We start from the raw sequence: 16,453 nt of genomic DNA, 5'->3' as shown, positions 1-16,453 counted from the left end.
AAGCCTTCCCCGGCTTCGGGCCCTTTTTTTTACAATACAACATCATTTAAAAATTCGCGTACCTCTTCCGGCGACTTTGCATTTGCACTGTGTAGATGCGCTTTTTTCTCGCCGTTTTGGAAAACGAGCAGGCTCGGAATCCCCATCACCTGGTTTTCATCCGCAATCGCACGGAACTCGTCACTGTTGATTTCATACCATTTATATTGCGGATAGTCTTTGATCACATCACCAATAAACATATCCATCACTTTGCAATCCGGACACCAGTCTGCATAAAATTTCACGATAACCGGCGCTTCTCCTCCCGTTACCGTGTTAAATTCTTCCGCACTTTTAATCGCTTCCACTTCCAGACCATCTCCATCCTTTATCATTTCTTTCTTATTGTATAAAGAGCGGCAGGCGGATTTCAACATTTTTCAACCTGCCAAAGAAATATTTCCAAAACGAAAAGGATTGTGCTTCGTCATGTATGATGTATAATAAAGCTTGTATGAAAAAATGATGGGGGCCGGTTGTTTTGGATCCGTATCATTTATTTTATTTTACGGCCGGCGGTTCCGGCATTGAGAAGTCAGGTGATGGAATTGTCTTCGCGGGATGAAGGTTCTAAAATTGATTACGGGCTGGTTTTAACGCTGATGTTGTTCTGCATTGTCAGCCTTGTTGCCATTTATACGGCTAACAGCAGTTATCTGATAAAACAAGTCATCAACTATGTGGTCGGAGCAATCATAATAGCATTGGTGATCCGCCTTGACTCCGACCAGCTGAAAAAAATATCGTGGTACGGTTACGGGTTCGGGATTTTGCTGTTGATCTTGCTGATTCTGGCGCCAGCCAGCATTGCCCCGGAGCGTAATGGCGCGAAAAACTGGTTTGTGCTCCCGGTGATTGGGACATTCCAGCCTTCTGAAATCATGAAGCCATTTTTAATTTTAGCAATGGCACGCCTTATTTCGGATCATAATGAAAAAGTGCTGAACCGGTCAGTGAAATCGGACTTCTGGCTGTTTGTGAAACTTGGCATCTGCTTGTTTGTGCCGCTCATGTTGACCATTCAACAGGATTTAGGGACGTCACTTGTGTTTATTGCCATTTTTTTCGGGCTTGTATTTGTGTCGGGCATCACATGGAAACTGATGCTTCCAATTTTCGGCAGCGGCGCGGCACTGGCGGGACTGATTTTTTATCTCGTCCTCTGGCAGCCGGCACTTCTCGAAAAATATCTTGGTGTCCGTTCGTACCAGTTTGGCCGGATCTATGCCTGGATTGATCCTTATAGCTATTCCAATACGGACGGCTACCACTTGATTCAGTCTCTTTTGGCCATTGGTTCCGGCCAGACGTTTGGAAAAGGGCTTGGTACAACCGAAGTGAGCCTTCCGGAAAACCAGACGGACTTTATTTTCAGCGTGATCGGCGAGCAGTTCGGCTTTATCGGCGGTAGCATTGTCATCGGCTTGTTTTTTATGCTTATTTACCATATCATAAAAGCAGGGCTTGAGACGAAAAATGATTTTTATTCCTACATTTGCGCCGGTGTCATTGCGATGATTACGTTCCACGTGTTTGAAAATATCGGCATGACGATACAGGTGCTGCCGATTACCGGGATCCCGCTGCCGTTTATCAGCTACGGGGGGAGTTCGCTGATAGGGAATATGCTTGCGGTCGGATTTATTTTTTCAATCCGTTACCATTACAGAAAATATATGTTTTCCAACGAAAAATAAAAAACAGGCGGCCCCGTGCCGCCTGTTTTTTGCGGCTATTGCACCTTCCCGCCGTACGGGAACTGCGAAGCATAGCCCTGGTGCTGCTGGTAAGACTGCTGCAGTTTTTGCTGTTCTGCTGCTTCCATACTGTACCAGCCTTTTTGGAACATCGTCTCATACAATTTGCGCTGTTCATTCTGTGTTTCCGTAAAAATGGCCAGGAGATCGCGATACAGTTTTTCGTGGCTCGCTTCGTTCATGGCGGTATGATAAGAAGCAGTCATGTATTTTTCCATCGAAAGCAGGTCATTGGCAAGATCGCGGTCGTTCATTTCCGGTGTTTCAGGAAATTGTGTTTTCGGGTTTTGAATTTTTTGCTGCTGCTGTTGGGAATCCATATGTTGTACCTCCTTTTTAAAATGGTCGTATGACGCGCGCTCCGCATTCAGGTATCTCTGCCGCCAAACCCGGGCAGGGCTTGGGCTGGGCAGCTCCCGTTTTCCGTTAAGCCCGGCTGCCGGGGCAGTCAGTGCTTGCTTCAGGCCGGGAAGTGCGGTTGCCCCGGACGGACAGCCTCCCTTCATGCAGGCTTTTTTCTAGGGATCGGGCTGTGCGCGCATTCCGGGGCGGGCTGCGAACGCCTGCTTTTCATGAACTGGAAAAGCGGGTTTCGCTTTTTGTGGCGGGCCGGCATTCTTTTTTGTTATTGCAAGTGGCTTTTCAAATGCCCCAAAATCTGGTTGTAGTGGCGCTGGTGCATTTGCCCGCACGCTTCAAAAACGGCTTTCAATTCATTGTCCTGGCAGCGTGTTGCCGCATCATGCGCTTTTTTCATCGCCAGCAGATTCCAGGCCAGCATATCATCTACATAGGCCAAATCTTTTGTTGACATACGATCGGGCGGAGCGTTGTAAACCGTTTGCCCGCTTTGCTGCTGTGAAAAAGGCTGTTGTTGCATTCCATTTCCTCCTTTATCCAAGTCTCCCTTTATTGTTTGAAGGAGCTGCGGATCCTATGCAGCCGCCTGCTTATTTTTTGTACTGGTTGTTTTGGCTGTTTACTTTTCCGCCGCCGTCACGCTCCACTGTCGGGCCGGCATTGCCTTTTACGCTTGCCGCGCTCACACCCGCTTTTGACGGGTTTTTCTTCAGCTTCGCCATTGGTTCACCTCCCCGCGATTTTCGTTTAGCTTGCCCAAAATGGTATGGGCATATAAAAAATTTTAAAAAAATGGCGATTTTTTGAGATGAAGTGATTGATAGAATGAAAAAATTCGTATATATTATTATTAAAGATGAAAGCGTTATTTTTTTAAGCGCTTAATGAATGAGCATTCATTCAAAAGAAAGGGGATGCACTATGCGGTATACCATTCAAAAAGCGGCTGTCATTGGTTCCGGCGTGATGGGATCGGGCATCGCCGCACATCTGGCAAACATCGGGATTCCGGTATTTTTGCTTGACATCGTCCCGAACGCACTCACGGAAGCGGAGAAAGCAAAGGGGTACACATTGGAGGACAAAGCCGTCCGAAACCGCTTCAGCCAGTCTGCGCTCAAGAAGCTGTTAAAACAAAAACCGGCCCCGCTCACATCGAAAAAAAGCCTCGCGCTCATCGAAGCGGGCAACCTGGAAGACGACCTTGAACGGCTGAAAGAAGCAGACTGGATAATTGAAGTGGTCACAGAACGTTTGGATATTAAAAAATCAGTATTTGAAAAAGTGGAACGCTTCCGCCGGCCGGGGACCATTGTAAGTTCAAACACATCCGGCATTTCGATCGAAGCGATGGCAGAAGGGCGGAGCGAAGATTTCAGAAAGCATTTTCTCGGGACCCACTTTTTTAACCCGCCGCGCTATTTGAAACTGCTCGAAGTGATCCCGACCGCTGACACCGACCCGGACGTCACTTCATTTATGAAGCAGTTCGGCGAGGACGTGCTCGGAAAAGGCGTCGTGCTTGCAAAAGATACGCCAAACTTTATTGGCAACCGCATCGGTACATACGGCCTGCTTGTCACCGTGCGGGAGATGATGAAAGGCGGCTACACGGTCGGCGAAGTCGATTCCGTGACAGGCCCGGTGATCGGCCGACCAAAAAGCGCAACATTTCGGACGCTCGATGTGGTCGGGATCGATACGTTCGTCCATGTTGCGAATAACGTGTATGAAAAAACGGAAGGCGAAGAAAAAGAAGTTTTTAAAGTGCCGGCATTCATGCACAAACTCGTTGAAAACGGCTGGCTTGGCAGCAAAACCGGCAAAGGCTTTTATGAAAAAAAAGGAAAAGAAATCTATGAATTAAATCCGGAAACACTGGAATACGGCGAACGCACGAAAATGAAAGCGGCTTCTTTGGAAGCGGCCCGGCAGGCAAAAGGAACCGCCAATAAAATCAAAACGATTGTGTATGCGGATGACCGTGCCGGACAGCTGCTCTGGAATATTCTCGCGCCTTGCCTTGTGTATTCGGCAGAACTGGCCGGCGTGATTGCCGACGATATTCTCGCCATCGACCAGGCGATGAAATGGGGCTTCGGCTGGAAATTCGGCCCGTTTGAAACATGGGATGCAATCGGCGTTGAAAAATCCGTGCAAAAAATGGAGCAGGACGGCCTTCAAGTGCCCGGCTGGGTGAAAGGCATGCTGGAAAAAGGCTTTACGTCTTTTTACAAAGAAGAAAACGGCGCCGTCTCGTACTATGACAACGGAGCATACAAGCCGGTTCCAGCCAATCCGAAAGAAATCAATCTCAAAACTTTGAAAACGCAGGGCAAAGTGCTGAAAGAAAATGCCGGCGCAAGCTTAATCGACATCGGCGACGGGGTGCTGCTGCTTGAATTCCATTCAAAAAGCAACGCAATCGGGCTCGACATTTTGCAAATGATCAATTATGCCGTGGACGAAGCAGAGAATCATTACAAAGGGATTGTGATCGGCAACCAGGGCAAAAACTTCTGTGTCGGCGCAAACCTTGCTTTGATGCTGATGGAAGCGCAGGATGACAATATCTTTGAACTTGACATGGTCGTCCGCCAGTTCCAGAACACGATGATGAAGATCAAATACAGCCAAAAACCGGTTGTTGCAGCACCGTTTGCGATGACTTTGGGCGGCGGCGCGGAGGTGTGCCTGCATACGGCGCATATCCAGGCGGCAAGCGAAACGTATATGGGCCTTGTCGAAACGGGCGTCGGCCTGCTTCCGGGCGGAGGCGGCAACAAAGAGCTGTACATCAAGCATTTGAAAAACATTCCGGAAGGCGTACAGTTCGACTTGCAAAATGTCGTGAACAAAGTCTTTGAAACGATTGCGATGGCGAAAGTGTCCACTTCTGCTGAAGAAGCGCGCGAGTCCGGCTTCCTTGACCGGACGGACGGGGTCAGCTTTAACCAAGACCATCTGATTTATGATGCAAAACAGGCTGTGCTGCGCCTTGCTGACGCAGGGTACAAACCGCCTGTCCGCGAAAAAGTGCCGGTCACAGGCGAATCCGGTTATGCAGCGTTGTTGCTTGGGGCCCAGCAATTGCATCTGTCGGGCTATATTTCCGACTATGACCTTGAAATCGCGAAAAAGATCGCCTTTGTGCTTTCAGGCGGGAAAGTGCCGTTCGGGACAAAAGTGGATGAACAATACCTGCTCGATTTGGAAAGGGAAGCGTTCCTGAGTCTGATTGCACAGCCAAAAACACAGCAGCGGATGCAGCACATGCTGTTAAAAGGAAAACCGTTACGGAATTAGAGCCCCGCGGATTGGCGAATGCCGGTCCCTTGACAGGAAAAGATTCCGCCCGAATTTTTCATATACAACATAAAGGGGTTTTCCCGGGGAAAGCAGCTGTATATGGGAAAACGCTATCAGCCAAATTTAGGAGACCATTTCCAGATTGTCCGGGGAATGCAGCTGTATATGGGAAAACCCCGATCCATCACCCCGGGCGGTGATGGAAGGGCCTTTTACAAAAACACGGAAAGAGGGGAATGTGATGAGGGAAGCTGTCATTGTTGCAGGGGCGAGAACGCCGGTCGGCAAAGCGAAAAAAGGGACGCTCGCACAAACACGGCCGGATGATCTAGGTGCACTTGTCGTAAAAGAAACGTTGAAACGAGCCGGCAACTATGAAGGAAATATTGATGATTTGATTATCGGCTGCGCCATGCCGGAAGCGGAGCAGGGGCTCAATATGGCGCGCAATATCGGGGCCCTGGCAGGATTGCCGGATACGGTGCCGGCCATTACGATCAACCGGTACTGCTCGTCCGGGCTGCAGGCGATTGCCTACGGCGCCGAAAGGATCATGCTCGGCCACGCTGACACGATCATTGCCGGCGGTGCGGAATCGATGAGCCTTGTCCCGATGATGGGCCATGTCGTCCGCCCGAATGTGCGCCTCGCAGAAACTGCGCCGGAATACTATATGGGCATGGGGCATACGGCCGAAGAAGTCGCCAAAAAATTCGGCGTCAGCCGCGAAGACCAGGATGCCTTCAGCGTGCGCAGCCACCAAAAAGCGGCAAAAGCGATTGCAGAAGGCAAATTCAAAGACGAAATTGTGCCGGTTGAGGTCACATTGCGTTCGGTCGGCGAAGACAACAAACTTGTTGAAAAGAAAGTCGTCTTTTCGCAGGATGAAGGGGTCCGGCCGGATACAAATGTGGAAACGCTCGGAAAACTGCGCCCGGCATTCTCGGTAACCGGAACCGTTACGGCCGGGAACTCGTCGCAAACAAGCGACGGCGCGGCTGCGGTGATGCTGATGGATAAAGAAAAAGCTGAATCGCTTGGGCTCAAAGCACTGTTGAAATTCCGCTCGTTCGCGGTTGCCGGGGTGCCGCCTGAAATCATGGGGATCGGCCCGGTGGAAGCTGTGCCGAAAGCTTTGAAACTGGCAGGGTTGGAACTTGAGGATATCGGATTGTTCGAACTGAATGAAGCCTTTGCTTCCCAGTCCATCCAGGTGATCCGCCAGCTCGGCCTGAATGAAGACATCGTCAATGTCAACGGCGGCGCAATTGCCCTCGGCCACCCGCTCGGCTGCACTGGCGCCAAGCTGACGTTAACGCTTGCCCATGAAATGAAGCGCAGAAACGTGCAGTTCGGCGTCGTCACGATGTGTATCGGCGGCGGTATGGGTGCAGCTGGTGTATTTGAACTCGTGTCTTGATGGCAATGGACCAAAGCAGGCGGCCAGCCGGTTTCAAATGGAAACGTGCAGGTACCGGACCATGGCAAGGTTTTGAAATGGATGGATACCAGGGCTAAAAGCAGAGCAGCAGGTTCCAAGCGGCAAGAGACCGGACCAGGGTAAAAAGCGGATCAGCTGTCTCTATCCTAAAAATATACGCTGGATGATTTTCATTTTTCCGCTGGTGCCGCGTTCACTGCAGAATGGGCGTTTAAAGGCAAAACGCCGGAGCCGGACCTGGCCTGTTGAATTGTTTTTAATGGAGATAAGAGCCGCGGAGCACATCTGCGGCCGCTCATTACAGATAAAAAGGAGAGGAATTGTAAATGGCGAACAAAACGGATGCATTTGTAAAAGGCGGCAGTTTTTTAATTGATGACATTACACCGGATCAAGTATTTACGCTGGAAGAGCTGACAGAAGAACAAAAAATGATCGCCAAAACGGCGGAAGACTATACGAACAATGAAGTGGTCCCGCAAATTGAATATCTGGAAAACCATGAATTTGACCGCTCTGTTAAATTGCTGAAAAAAGCAGGCGAACTCGGGCTTTTGAGCGCCGATGTGCCGGAAGAATACGGTGGCCTCGCCCTTGATAAAGTAAGCTCCGCCCTGATTTCCGAAAGGCTCGCAAAAGTCGGCGGCTTTGCCATCTCCCACGGCGCGCACGTCGGCATCGGCTCGCTTCCGATCGTTTTGTTCGGCAACGAAGAACAAAAGAAAAAATATTTGCCGAAACTCGCAACCGGCGAATGGCTTGCGGCTTATGCCTTAACGGAACCAAGCTCGGGGTCGGACGCACGGAGCGCCAAAACCGTTGCAAGATTAAACGAAGCCGGCACGCATTATATTTTAAACGGGGAAAAACAATGGATCACGAACGCCGGCTTTGCTGATGTTTTCACCGTGTATGCGCAGATTGACGGCGACAAGTTCACGGCCTTTATCGTGGAACGCACATTCCCGGGCGTTTCAACGGGCGCGGAAGAAAAGAAAATGGGGATTAAATCTTCTTCCACAAGGACGCTTATCCTGGAAGACGTGCCGGTGCCGGTTGAAAACGTGCTTGGGGAAATCGGCAAAGGGCATAAAATTGCATTTAACATTTTGAACATCGGCCGTTATAAACTGGGCGTCGGCGCGGTCGGCTCCAGCAAGCACGTGCTCGAAATCGCCGTCAAATACGCGAACGGCCGCCAGCAGTTCAAAACGCCGATCTCGCAGTTTAACCTGACAAAAGAAAAATTCGGCACGATGGCATCCAAACTGTACGCAGCCGAAAGTTCCGTCTACCGGACAGTCGGATTGTTTGATGAAAGAATGAGCCATTTTACGCCGGAAGAAGAAAAAGACGGGCGGGCAGTGGCCAATGCGATCGCCGAGTATGCGATTGAATGCTCGCTGAACAAGTTCTTTGCTTCCGAAGTGCTGGACTATGTCGTCGATGAAGCGGTGCAAATCCACGGCGGTTACGGCTTTATGGATGAATACGAAGTCTCACGTGCCTATCGCGATTCCCGGATTAACCGGATTTTTGAAGGGACAAACGAAATCAATCGCCTGATCGTGCCGGGCACATACGTGAAAAAAGCGTTCAGCGGGGAACTGCCGCTGTTGCAAAAAGCGCAAAGCCTGCAGGAAGAGCTCATGATGATGATGCCGGAACAAGTCGGCGACGCGCCGCTCGAGCAGGAAAAATATCTCGTCCGCAACATGAAGAAGGTTACCCTGCTTGTTGCCGGTACCGCCCTGCAAACGTACGGCAAAAAATTCGAAAACGAACAGGAACTGCTTGCCAACGTGGCAGATCTCGTTTCGAATGTATATGCCGCAGAGTCATGCGTGCTCCGGACGGAAAAAGCAATCAACAAAGACGGTGCCGAAAAACATAACCAAAAGCTGCTCTATACCCAAATTTTCACTCAGGAAGCGTTCAATCAATGCGAACAAATTGCAAAAGAATCGCTCGCAGCCTGCCTTGAAGGCGACCAGCTGCAAATGACGCTTTCCGCCCTCCGCAAGCTGGCACGCCATACGCCAACCAACGTCATTGCGAAAAAACGCGAAGCCGCGGATAGAATTATCGAAGCAGAACGCTATGTGCTGTAATGCAAAAAGGGATTTCCGGCCCGCCGGAGTCCCTTTTCTTTTGCATCGCCGGGGAAAATCGGCTAACATACAGATAAGACAAGATGATGACAGGAGTGGACAAAATGGCCCTTACTTTCTATTGGTATCCGAAATGTGGGACTTGCCGGAAAGCGAAAAAATGGCTGGACGAACATGGCATTGCCTATGAAGCGGTGCACATTGTCGAAAATCCGCCTTCAAAAGCGCTTCTTAAGGACTTTTATGAAAAAAGCGGGCTGCCGATCAAAAGGCTGTTCAACACAAGCGGGCAGAAGTACCGCGAACTCGGTTTGAAAGATAAGATCCCGGAAATGAGCGATGAAGAAGCGCTTGAACTGCTGGCTTCCGACGGCATGCTGATCAAACGGCCGGTTCTTGCGGGCGATGCCTTTGCCATGTTCGGCTTTAAAGAAGATGCCTATGAAAAATTATTGAAAAAGTGATTGATTTAAGTGCTTGTTTTCGGTAATTTAAAACTGAAGGCTATTACGGATACATAACGGAGGGATTGAGATGGCGGTACCTGAAGAACTGCGGTATACGGATGATCATGAGTGGGTGAAAGAAGAAGACGGCCATGTCCGGATCGGCATCACTGATTTTGCCCAGGCCGAACTCGGCGATATCGTATTTGTTGAACTGCCAGAAGAAGGCGATGAAGTTTCGGCGAAAGAACCGTTTGGCAGTGTCGAATCCGTGAAAACGGTGTCGGAACTGTACGCGCCGGTCAGCGGCAAAGTCGTTGCGGTTAATGCCGACTTGAGCGATAACCCGGAATTCGTCAACGAATCCCCGTATGAAAAAGCGTGGATGATTGTCGTTGAACCGGCCGACTCTGCTGAACTGGATGATTTGCTGACGGCGGAACAGTACGAGGAAATGATCAACGAAGCATAAAATAACTGGCACTGCACTCCAAGCTGCGGTGCCTTTTTGTGTAAAGGATGGATTGCCATGCAGGACTGGACAAGGGAAAAACAACTGGAGGAACGGATTTTGCAGGAAGAAAAACTCGCCCTGTACTTTTACACGCCATTATGTGGCACATGCCAGCTGGCGGGGAGGATGCTGGAGATTGCAGAACAGGCCGTCCCCCGCTTTCCTTATGCCAAAGCCAATCTGGATTACGTGCCACAAATGGCGGAAAAATACAAGATCGAAAGCGTACCGTGCCTGCTCCTCCTTGAAAACGGGAAAGCAATAGACAAAGTGTACGCTTTTCAATCCGTCCCGGCATTATTTGAAAAATTGTCTTCTTTTTAATGAGAAAACGGCGGAACATCCGATTTGGGCATTCATAAACGGAAACACCGCTTGCATGGCGGAAAAAAACGGGCAGGCTTTTGCGCAAAAACGCCGTTCAAACCGCAGAAAAAACTTTTTTCAGACACTGTTCGAGCATTGCCGCCAAAACCGGCCGGAAAAGCGCGCGATTTGTTGAACGATTCCGGCAGGATCAGCGCTACCCGTGCAGAATAGGTAAAGGAAATGAGGATTGGAGCGTGTTGCTATGAAACGGACCATCCAGTTTTTCCTGAACAGCCTGGCACGGAAAAAACAATTGCGGATGCTGCTGCCGGCGGTGCCTGTTACCGTATCGTTCCGCACAGGGGAAGAATGCTTGCTCGTTGCTTTTTCCAAGGAGTGTTGCGTGCAGCTTGAAACCGGCAAAGCGGATTTTGAACTGGAAATGGCGCTCCGGCAATTCGAACAGCTTCTGTCCCGCCGTGCGCGCCTCGGGACATTTCTGAAAATGGGCGAACTCCGGTACAGGGGAACGTATCGCCATTTTTTATTGCTGGAATCTTTATTCTGGCTTGCGGGAACTCCGCAACCTGTGCCAAAAAGCAAAGCCAGATCCGCCTGATTATCAAATAACAGACTGAAAATGAGAATCACAGCATAACCGGGATTGCAAAACAAATCCCGGCTTTTTTATGCCGTTTCAGGCGGCTGCCCGGATTCCCCATGCGCAATCCAGGGAAATTCAAGAAATCTGTATCAGGAATTTTATACCGGCTCTATTTTGTGCTATTATTAATGAATAAGCAAGACCGGAAAACCGCGGAAAAAGCTGGCATGCCATGGTTATCCACAGGTTTTTACTAGTTGCGCATAGTTTTCATTTGTTATAAAATAATAATGAGAATAAATTAAGAATAAATTGGATCTGAATATACAAACAACGGAGGAATTTTTTATGGCAGGATCAAAACTCGTAATAAAAGATCTTCACGTCGAAGTAGAGGGAAAAGAAATTTTAAAAGGGGTCAATCTGGAAGTAAACAGCGGTGAATTTCATGCGATCATGGGCCCGAACGGAACAGGGAAATCGACGCTGTCTTCTGCCATTATGGGGCACCCGAAATACATCGTTACCCAAGGGACCATCACGCTTGACGGAAAAAATGTGCTGGAAATGGAAGTCGATGAACGTGCGAAAGCCGGCCTGTTTCTCGCGATGCAATATCCAAGCGAAATCAGCGGCGTGACAAATGCGGAATTTTTGCGCTCGGCGATCAATGCGCGCCGCGGCGAAGGCAATGAAATCCCGCTGATGAAATTTATCCGCGAGCTCGACAAAAAGATGGAATTTCTTGAAATGGATACGAACATGGCGCAACGCTATTTGAATGAAGGCTTTTCCGGCGGCGAGAAAAAACGGAACGAGATTTTGCAGCTTATGATGATTGAACCGAAAATTGCGATTCTCGATGAAATCGACTCCGGCCTTGACATCGATGCATTGAAAGTTGTCGCAAAAGGCATCAACTCGATGCGCAGCGAAGATTTCGGCTGCATTATCATTACCCACTACCAACGATTGTTAAACTATATTACACCGGATGCCGTCCACATCATGATGCAAGGGCGCATCGTCAAATCAGGCGGCCCTGAACTGGCAAACCGCCTTGAAGCGGAAGGCTACGAATGGATTAAACAGGAACTTGGCATCGAAGACGAAACGGTCGGCCAGGAAGCTTAAGCAGGGGGCGAGAGACTTGATGACAGAAACGAAATTAGCAATGAATGAGCAAGATGTCCGCACCTTTTCCGAACAAAATGGTGAACCGGAATGGCTGAAGGAGTTCCGCCTCCAGGCATTAGCCCGGGCCCAGGTCCTGCCGCTTCCGGAAGTGGACAAGACGAAACTGAATAAATGGAACTTTACGCAATTTACCGATTTCAGTGTGGAAAGCGCAGCCTACAGCAGTTTGAACGAACTGCCGGAAAAAGTGAAGGCGCTCGTGGATCTCGAAAACGCGAAGCAAAACTTGTATATCCAGCATAACCAGACACCGGCTTATCTGTCCTTGTCGGAAAGCGCGAAAGCACAAGGCGTCATTTTGGCCGATATCTTGACAGCAGTCAAAGCACATCCGGAGCTTGTCCAAAAATATTTGATGGCAGAGGCGGTTAAGCCTGATGAACATCGTCTGACGGCGCTCCATGCTGCGCTGATGAACGGCGGGACATTCTTATATGTGCCAAAAAACGTTGTGCTCGAAGAACCGGTTCAGGCCATTTATGTACACGACCATGAAACAGCACCGCTTTTCAACCATGTGCTGGTGGTCGCTGAAGAAAATAGTGCCGTCACCTATGTGGAAAACTATATTTCGGCAAACGATGGTGCAAAAGGCATTGTGAACATCATAACGGAAGTCATTGCCGGCGCCAATGCAAAGATCGAATACGGCGCGGTTGATGCGCTTGCAAAAGGGGTCACCACATATGTGAACCGCCGCGGTTACACCGGGCGCGATGCCCAAATTGAATGGTCGCTCGGCATGATGAATGACGGCAATACGATTTCAGACAATACGACCAATCTTGTGGGCGACGGATCCGTTTCCCATTCCAAAACCGTTGTGGTCAGCCGCGGCAAACAGACGCAAAACTTTACAACGCGCATTACCCACTTCGGGAAAAATACAGAAAGCTTCATTTTAAAACATGGCGTTGTCAAAGACGCGTCCACGATGATTTTTAACGGGATCGGCAAAATCGAGCACGGCGCGAGCAAGTCGGACGCCGAGCAGGAATCGCGTGTCCTCATGCTAAGCGAAAAAGCGCGCGGCGATGCAAACCCGATGCTGCTCATTGATGAAGACGACGTCATGGCTGGCCACGCCGCATCTGTCGGCCGTGTCGATCCGGTCCAGCTTTACTATTTGATGAGCCGCGGGATTTCAAGAATTGAAGCGGAAAGGCTGATCATCCACGGCTTCCTTGCACCGGTTGTCAATCAGCTTCCGATTGAAAGTGTAAAAAAACAATTGACGGAAGTCATTGAAAGGAAAGTCAGATAATGGATATCAAAGAAGTTCGCCGGCAGTTTCCCATATTGGACCAGGAAGTAAACGGCCACCCGCTTGTTTATTTAGACAGTGCTGCGACTTCACAAAAGCCGCTCCGTGTCATTGAGGCCGTCAACCAATATTACCGGGAATATAATTCGAATGTCCATCGCGGCGTCCATACGCTTGGGACAAAAGCGACCGACCATTACGAAGGCGCGCGCGAAAAAGTCCGCAAATTTATCAGCGCCGAATCAACGGAAGAAATAATTTTTACAAAAGGGACGACAGCCGGGCTGAACCTTGTTGCCCGCAGTTTCGGTGATGCACAAGTACAGGAAGGCGATGAGATCGTCATTACCTACATGGAGCACCACAGCAACCTGATTCCGTGGCAGCAGCTCGCCAAAAGAAAAGGCGCCGTTTTGAAATATGTGCCGATGCAAAAAAACGGCACGTTGCGGCTTGAAGATGTGGAAAAAACGGTCACGGAGCGGACGAAGATAGTGGCAGCAGCACTTGTCTCCAACGTGCTCGGCACGATTAACCCGGTAAAAGAGATGGCGAAAATTGCACACAGCCGTGGTGCTTACATGGTCGTGGATGCCGCCCAGGGTGCGCCGCATATGAAAGTGGACGTAAGGGATCTTGACTGCGACTTTCTTGCATTTTCCGGCCACAAAATGTGCGGACCGACCGGCATCGGCGTCCTGTACGGCAAAAAGGCGCTGCTTGAAGAGATGGAACCGCTCGAGTACGGCGGCGAAATGATTGATTTTGTCGGCCTGTACGATTCCACCTGGAAAGAACTTCCGTGGAAGTTTGAAGGCGGCACCCCGATCATTGCCGGTGCAATCGGCCTCGGGGAAGCCATCGATTTTCTCGAAGAAATCGGGCTTGATGAAATCACCGCGCATGAACAGGATTTAAGTGCTTATTGCCTCGGGCAGCTTTCTGAATTAGAAGGGATTACGGTGTACGGCCCGGAAAGCGCAGACGAACGCGCCGGCCTTGTAACATTTAATCTGGAAAACGTGCATCCGCATGATGCCGCGACCATTCTCGATGCGGAAGGAATTGCGATCCGCGCGGGGCACCACTGTGCGCAGCCGTTGATGAAATGGCTGGACGTGACAGCGACCGCACGCGCAAGCTTTTATTTATATAATACGAAAGAAGATATTGACAAACTTGTTGCCGGTATCGTCAAAGCAAAGGAGTATTTCACAAATGTCTTCTAATCTTGATGCGCTTTACCGCAGTGTGATTATGGACCATTATAAAAATCCGCGGAACAGGGGCAGTTTGGAAGATGGAAGCCTGACAGTCGACATGAATAACCCGACTTGCGGCGACCGGATCCATTTGACGATGAAAGTGGAGGGCGGCCTCATCCGGGATGCGAAATTTACCGGTGAAGGCTGTTCCATCTCGATGGCGTCGGCCTCCATGATGACACAGGCCGTCAAGGGAAAGACAGTCGATGAAGCGCTGAAACTTTCCCACATTTTCTCGGAGATGGTGCAGGGAAAAGACTATGAAGAGTCGGAAGATCTTGGCGATATTGAAGCATTACACGGCGTATCCAAATTCCCCGCCCGGATCAAATGTGCAACTTTGGCATGGAAAGCAATGGAAAAAGGGGTAAGAAGCGAAAAAGGATTGGAGGAATGATGGCTGATGGCTAAAAAAATGCCGGAAATCGGCGATTACAAATACGGCTTTCATGATAAAGACGTTTCCATTTTCCGTGCAAAACGCGGATTGACGAAAGAAATTGTGGAAGAAATTTCAAAAATGAAAGAAGAACCGCAATGGATGCTTGATTTTCGCCTGAAGTCTCTTGAACATTTTTACAATAAACCGATGCCGCAATGGGGCGGCGATCTGTCCGCGTTAAATTTCGACGACATAACGTATTACGTCAAACCGACGGAACATGCCGGCCGCTCGTGGGATGAAGTGCCGCAGGAAATCAAAAACGCATTTGATAAGCTTGGCATTCCGGAAGCGGAACAAAAATACCTGGCCGGCGTTTCTGCACAGTACGAATCGGAAGTTGTCTACCATAACATGAAGCAGGATCTCGAAAAACTCGGGATTGTGTTCAAAGATACGGACTCCGCTTTAAAAGAAAATGAAGATATTTTCCGCAAATACTGGGCAACCGTCATTCCGCCGACGGACAATAAATTTGCGGCTTTAAACTCGGCTGTCTGGTCGGGGGGATCTTTCATTTATGTACCGCCGGGTGTAAAAGTGGATACCCCGCTGCAAGCTTACTTCCGGATCAATTCGGAAAATATGGGGCAGTTTGAACGGACGCTTATCATCGTTGACGAAGGTGCCTCTGTCCACTATGTCGAAGGTTGCACGGCGCCGGTTTACACGACAAACTCCCTCCACAGCGCAGTCGTTGAAATTATCGTCAAGAAAAATGCCTATTGCCGTTATACGACGATCCAAAACTGGGCGAACAACGTTTATAATCTTGTAACGAAACGTGCTGTTTGTGAAGAGAATGCGACAATGGAATGGATTGACGGCAACATCGGTTCGAAACTGACGATGAAGTATCCTTCCGTGCTGCTGAAAGGCGAAGGGGCACGCGGCATGACGCTGTCGATCGCGATCGCCGGAAAAGGCCAGCACCAGGATGCCGGCGCGAAAATGTACCACCTGGCGCCGAATACGTCGTCTACGATCGTATCCAAATCGATTTCAAAACACGGCGGAAAAGTCACATACCGCGGCATGGTGCATTTCGGCCGGAAAGCGGACGGCGCACGTTCCAATGTCGAATGCGACACGCTGATTATGGATCACCTGTCCACATCAGACACTGTGCCTTACAACGAAATTTTAAACAACAATATTTCGTTGGAGCACGAAGCAAAAGTCTCAAAAGTGTCGGAAGAACAGCTCTTTTACCTGATGAGCCGCGGCATTTCCGAACAGGAAGCAACGGAAATGATTGTGATGGGCTTCATCGAACCGTTCACAAAAGAACTTCCGATGGAATACGCCGTTGAAATGAACCGTTTGATCAAGTTCGAGATGGAAGGCTCGATTGGATAACCTTGATATATCAACGTTTATAAAGGGTGAACG

General features: G+C 49.5%; 17 protein-coding genes. 13 read left to right on the top strand and 4 right to left on the bottom strand.

The window, feature by feature from the left end; genetic code table 11:
* Nucleotides 1-29 precede the first annotated feature (29 nt).
* Nucleotides 30-350, bottom strand: coding sequence for a thioredoxin family protein (locus tag NST20_RS11545; protein ID WP_029141331.1), 321 nt, complete (start codon nucleotides 348-350; stop codon nucleotides 30-32).
* Nucleotides 351-518: 168 nt separating this feature from the next.
* Here NST20_RS11545 and NST20_RS11540 point away from each other — a divergent pair, with 168 nt between their 5' ends.
* Entirely contained in the window at nucleotides 519-1,739 is a 1,221-nt protein-coding gene (locus NST20_RS11540) for an FtsW/RodA/SpoVE family cell cycle protein (protein ID WP_342399470.1), read from the top strand.
* Between the two features lie 35 nt (nucleotides 1,740-1,774).
* Here the strand turns inward: NST20_RS11540 and NST20_RS11535 are convergent, their stop codons facing one another.
* The 3 genes from NST20_RS11535 to NST20_RS11525 all read right to left on the bottom strand — a co-directional run bounded on the left by NST20_RS11535 (nucleotide 1,775) and on the right by NST20_RS11525 (nucleotide 2,881).
* Nucleotides 1,775-2,119 carry a spore coat protein gene (locus NST20_RS11535; protein ID WP_013860152.1) on the bottom strand — a complete coding sequence of 115 codons (345 nt, stop codon included), beginning with the start codon at nucleotides 2,117-2,119 and terminating at the stop codon, nucleotides 1,775-1,777.
* A 305-nt stretch (nucleotides 2,120-2,424) separates the two neighbouring features.
* A complete protein-coding gene (locus NST20_RS11530; RefSeq protein ID WP_017554854.1) occupies nucleotides 2,425-2,679 on the bottom strand; it encodes a hypothetical protein in 255 nt (84 codons plus the stop codon).
* 70 nt (nucleotides 2,680-2,749) lie between these two features.
* Nucleotides 2,750-2,881 carry a YuzL family protein gene (locus NST20_RS11525; protein WP_013860151.1) on the bottom strand — a complete coding sequence of 44 codons (132 nt, stop codon included), beginning with the start codon at nucleotides 2,879-2,881 and terminating at the stop codon, nucleotides 2,750-2,752.
* Nucleotides 2,882-3,080: 199 nt separating this feature from the next.
* Between NST20_RS11525 and NST20_RS11520 the strand changes: the two genes are divergently transcribed.
* The 12 genes from NST20_RS11520 to sufB all read left to right on the top strand — a co-directional run bounded on the left by NST20_RS11520 (nucleotide 3,081) and on the right by sufB (nucleotide 16,420).
* Nucleotides 3,081-5,465 carry a 3-hydroxyacyl-CoA dehydrogenase NAD-binding domain-containing protein gene (locus NST20_RS11520; protein WP_342399469.1) on the top strand — a complete coding sequence of 795 codons (2,385 nt, stop codon included), beginning with the start codon at nucleotides 3,081-3,083 and terminating at the stop codon, nucleotides 5,463-5,465.
* 244 nt (nucleotides 5,466-5,709) lie between these two features.
* Entirely contained in the window at nucleotides 5,710-6,888 is a 1,179-nt protein-coding gene (locus NST20_RS11515) for an acetyl-CoA C-acetyltransferase (protein ID WP_019721391.1), read from the top strand.
* A gap of 347 nt (nucleotides 6,889-7,235) precedes the next feature.
* Nucleotides 7,236-9,020 carry an acyl-CoA dehydrogenase family protein gene (locus NST20_RS11510; RefSeq protein WP_029142404.1) on the top strand — a complete coding sequence of 595 codons (1,785 nt, stop codon included), beginning with the start codon at nucleotides 7,236-7,238 and terminating at the stop codon, nucleotides 9,018-9,020.
* Nucleotides 9,021-9,124: 104 nt separating this feature from the next.
* Nucleotides 9,125-9,484: an arsenate reductase family protein gene (locus NST20_RS11505; RefSeq protein ID WP_029142403.1), complete on the top strand. Its 360-nt coding sequence runs from the start codon at nucleotides 9,125-9,127 to the stop codon at nucleotides 9,482-9,484.
* A 70-nt stretch (nucleotides 9,485-9,554) separates the two neighbouring features.
* A complete protein-coding gene (gene gcvH, locus NST20_RS11500) occupies nucleotides 9,555-9,938 on the top strand; it encodes a glycine cleavage system protein GcvH (protein ID WP_017554848.1) in 384 nt (127 codons plus the stop codon).
* Between the two features lie 57 nt (nucleotides 9,939-9,995).
* The gene (locus NST20_RS11495; protein WP_342399468.1) at nucleotides 9,996-10,304 is read left to right on the top strand and encodes a thioredoxin family protein; all 309 of its coding nucleotides are present in this window, start codon (nucleotides 9,996-9,998) and stop codon (nucleotides 10,302-10,304) included.
* A gap of 247 nt (nucleotides 10,305-10,551) precedes the next feature.
* Nucleotides 10,552-10,908, top strand: a complete 357-nt coding sequence (locus NST20_RS11490) for a hypothetical protein (protein ID WP_019721395.1) — start codon at nucleotides 10,552-10,554, stop codon at nucleotides 10,906-10,908.
* 333 nt (nucleotides 10,909-11,241) lie between these two features.
* On the top strand, nucleotides 11,242-12,027 hold the full coding sequence (gene sufC / locus NST20_RS11485; RefSeq protein ID WP_017553421.1) for a Fe-S cluster assembly ATPase SufC: 786 nt from the start codon (nucleotides 11,242-11,244) through the stop codon (nucleotides 12,025-12,027).
* Between the two features lie 16 nt (nucleotides 12,028-12,043).
* Nucleotides 12,044-13,354: a Fe-S cluster assembly protein SufD gene (sufD, locus tag NST20_RS11480; RefSeq protein WP_342399467.1), complete on the top strand. Its 1,311-nt coding sequence runs from the start codon at nucleotides 12,044-12,046 to the stop codon at nucleotides 13,352-13,354.
* Nucleotides 13,354-14,583 carry a cysteine desulfurase gene (locus NST20_RS11475; protein WP_013860139.1) on the top strand — a complete coding sequence of 410 codons (1,230 nt, stop codon included), beginning with the start codon at nucleotides 13,354-13,356 and terminating at the stop codon, nucleotides 14,581-14,583. The genes sufD and NST20_RS11475 overlap by 1 nt, the downstream gene beginning before the upstream one ends.
* A complete protein-coding gene (gene sufU, locus NST20_RS11470) occupies nucleotides 14,573-15,016 on the top strand; it encodes a Fe-S cluster assembly sulfur transfer protein SufU (RefSeq protein WP_017553424.1) in 444 nt (147 codons plus the stop codon). The genes NST20_RS11475 and sufU overlap by 11 nt, the downstream gene beginning before the upstream one ends.
* A 6-nt stretch (nucleotides 15,017-15,022) precedes the next feature.
* Nucleotides 15,023-16,420 carry a Fe-S cluster assembly protein SufB gene (gene sufB / locus NST20_RS11465; RefSeq protein ID WP_342399466.1) on the top strand — a complete coding sequence of 466 codons (1,398 nt, stop codon included), beginning with the start codon at nucleotides 15,023-15,025 and terminating at the stop codon, nucleotides 16,418-16,420.
* Nucleotides 16,421-16,453 lie beyond the last annotated feature (33 nt).

Source organism: Weizmannia sp. FSL W8-0676, assembly GCF_038593015.1.
GTDB lineage: Bacteria > Bacillota > Bacilli > Bacillales > Bacillaceae_C > Weizmannia > Weizmannia coagulans.
Note: the sequence above shows the minus strand (reverse complement) of the source record. Positions and strands in the feature narration are given on the sequence as shown.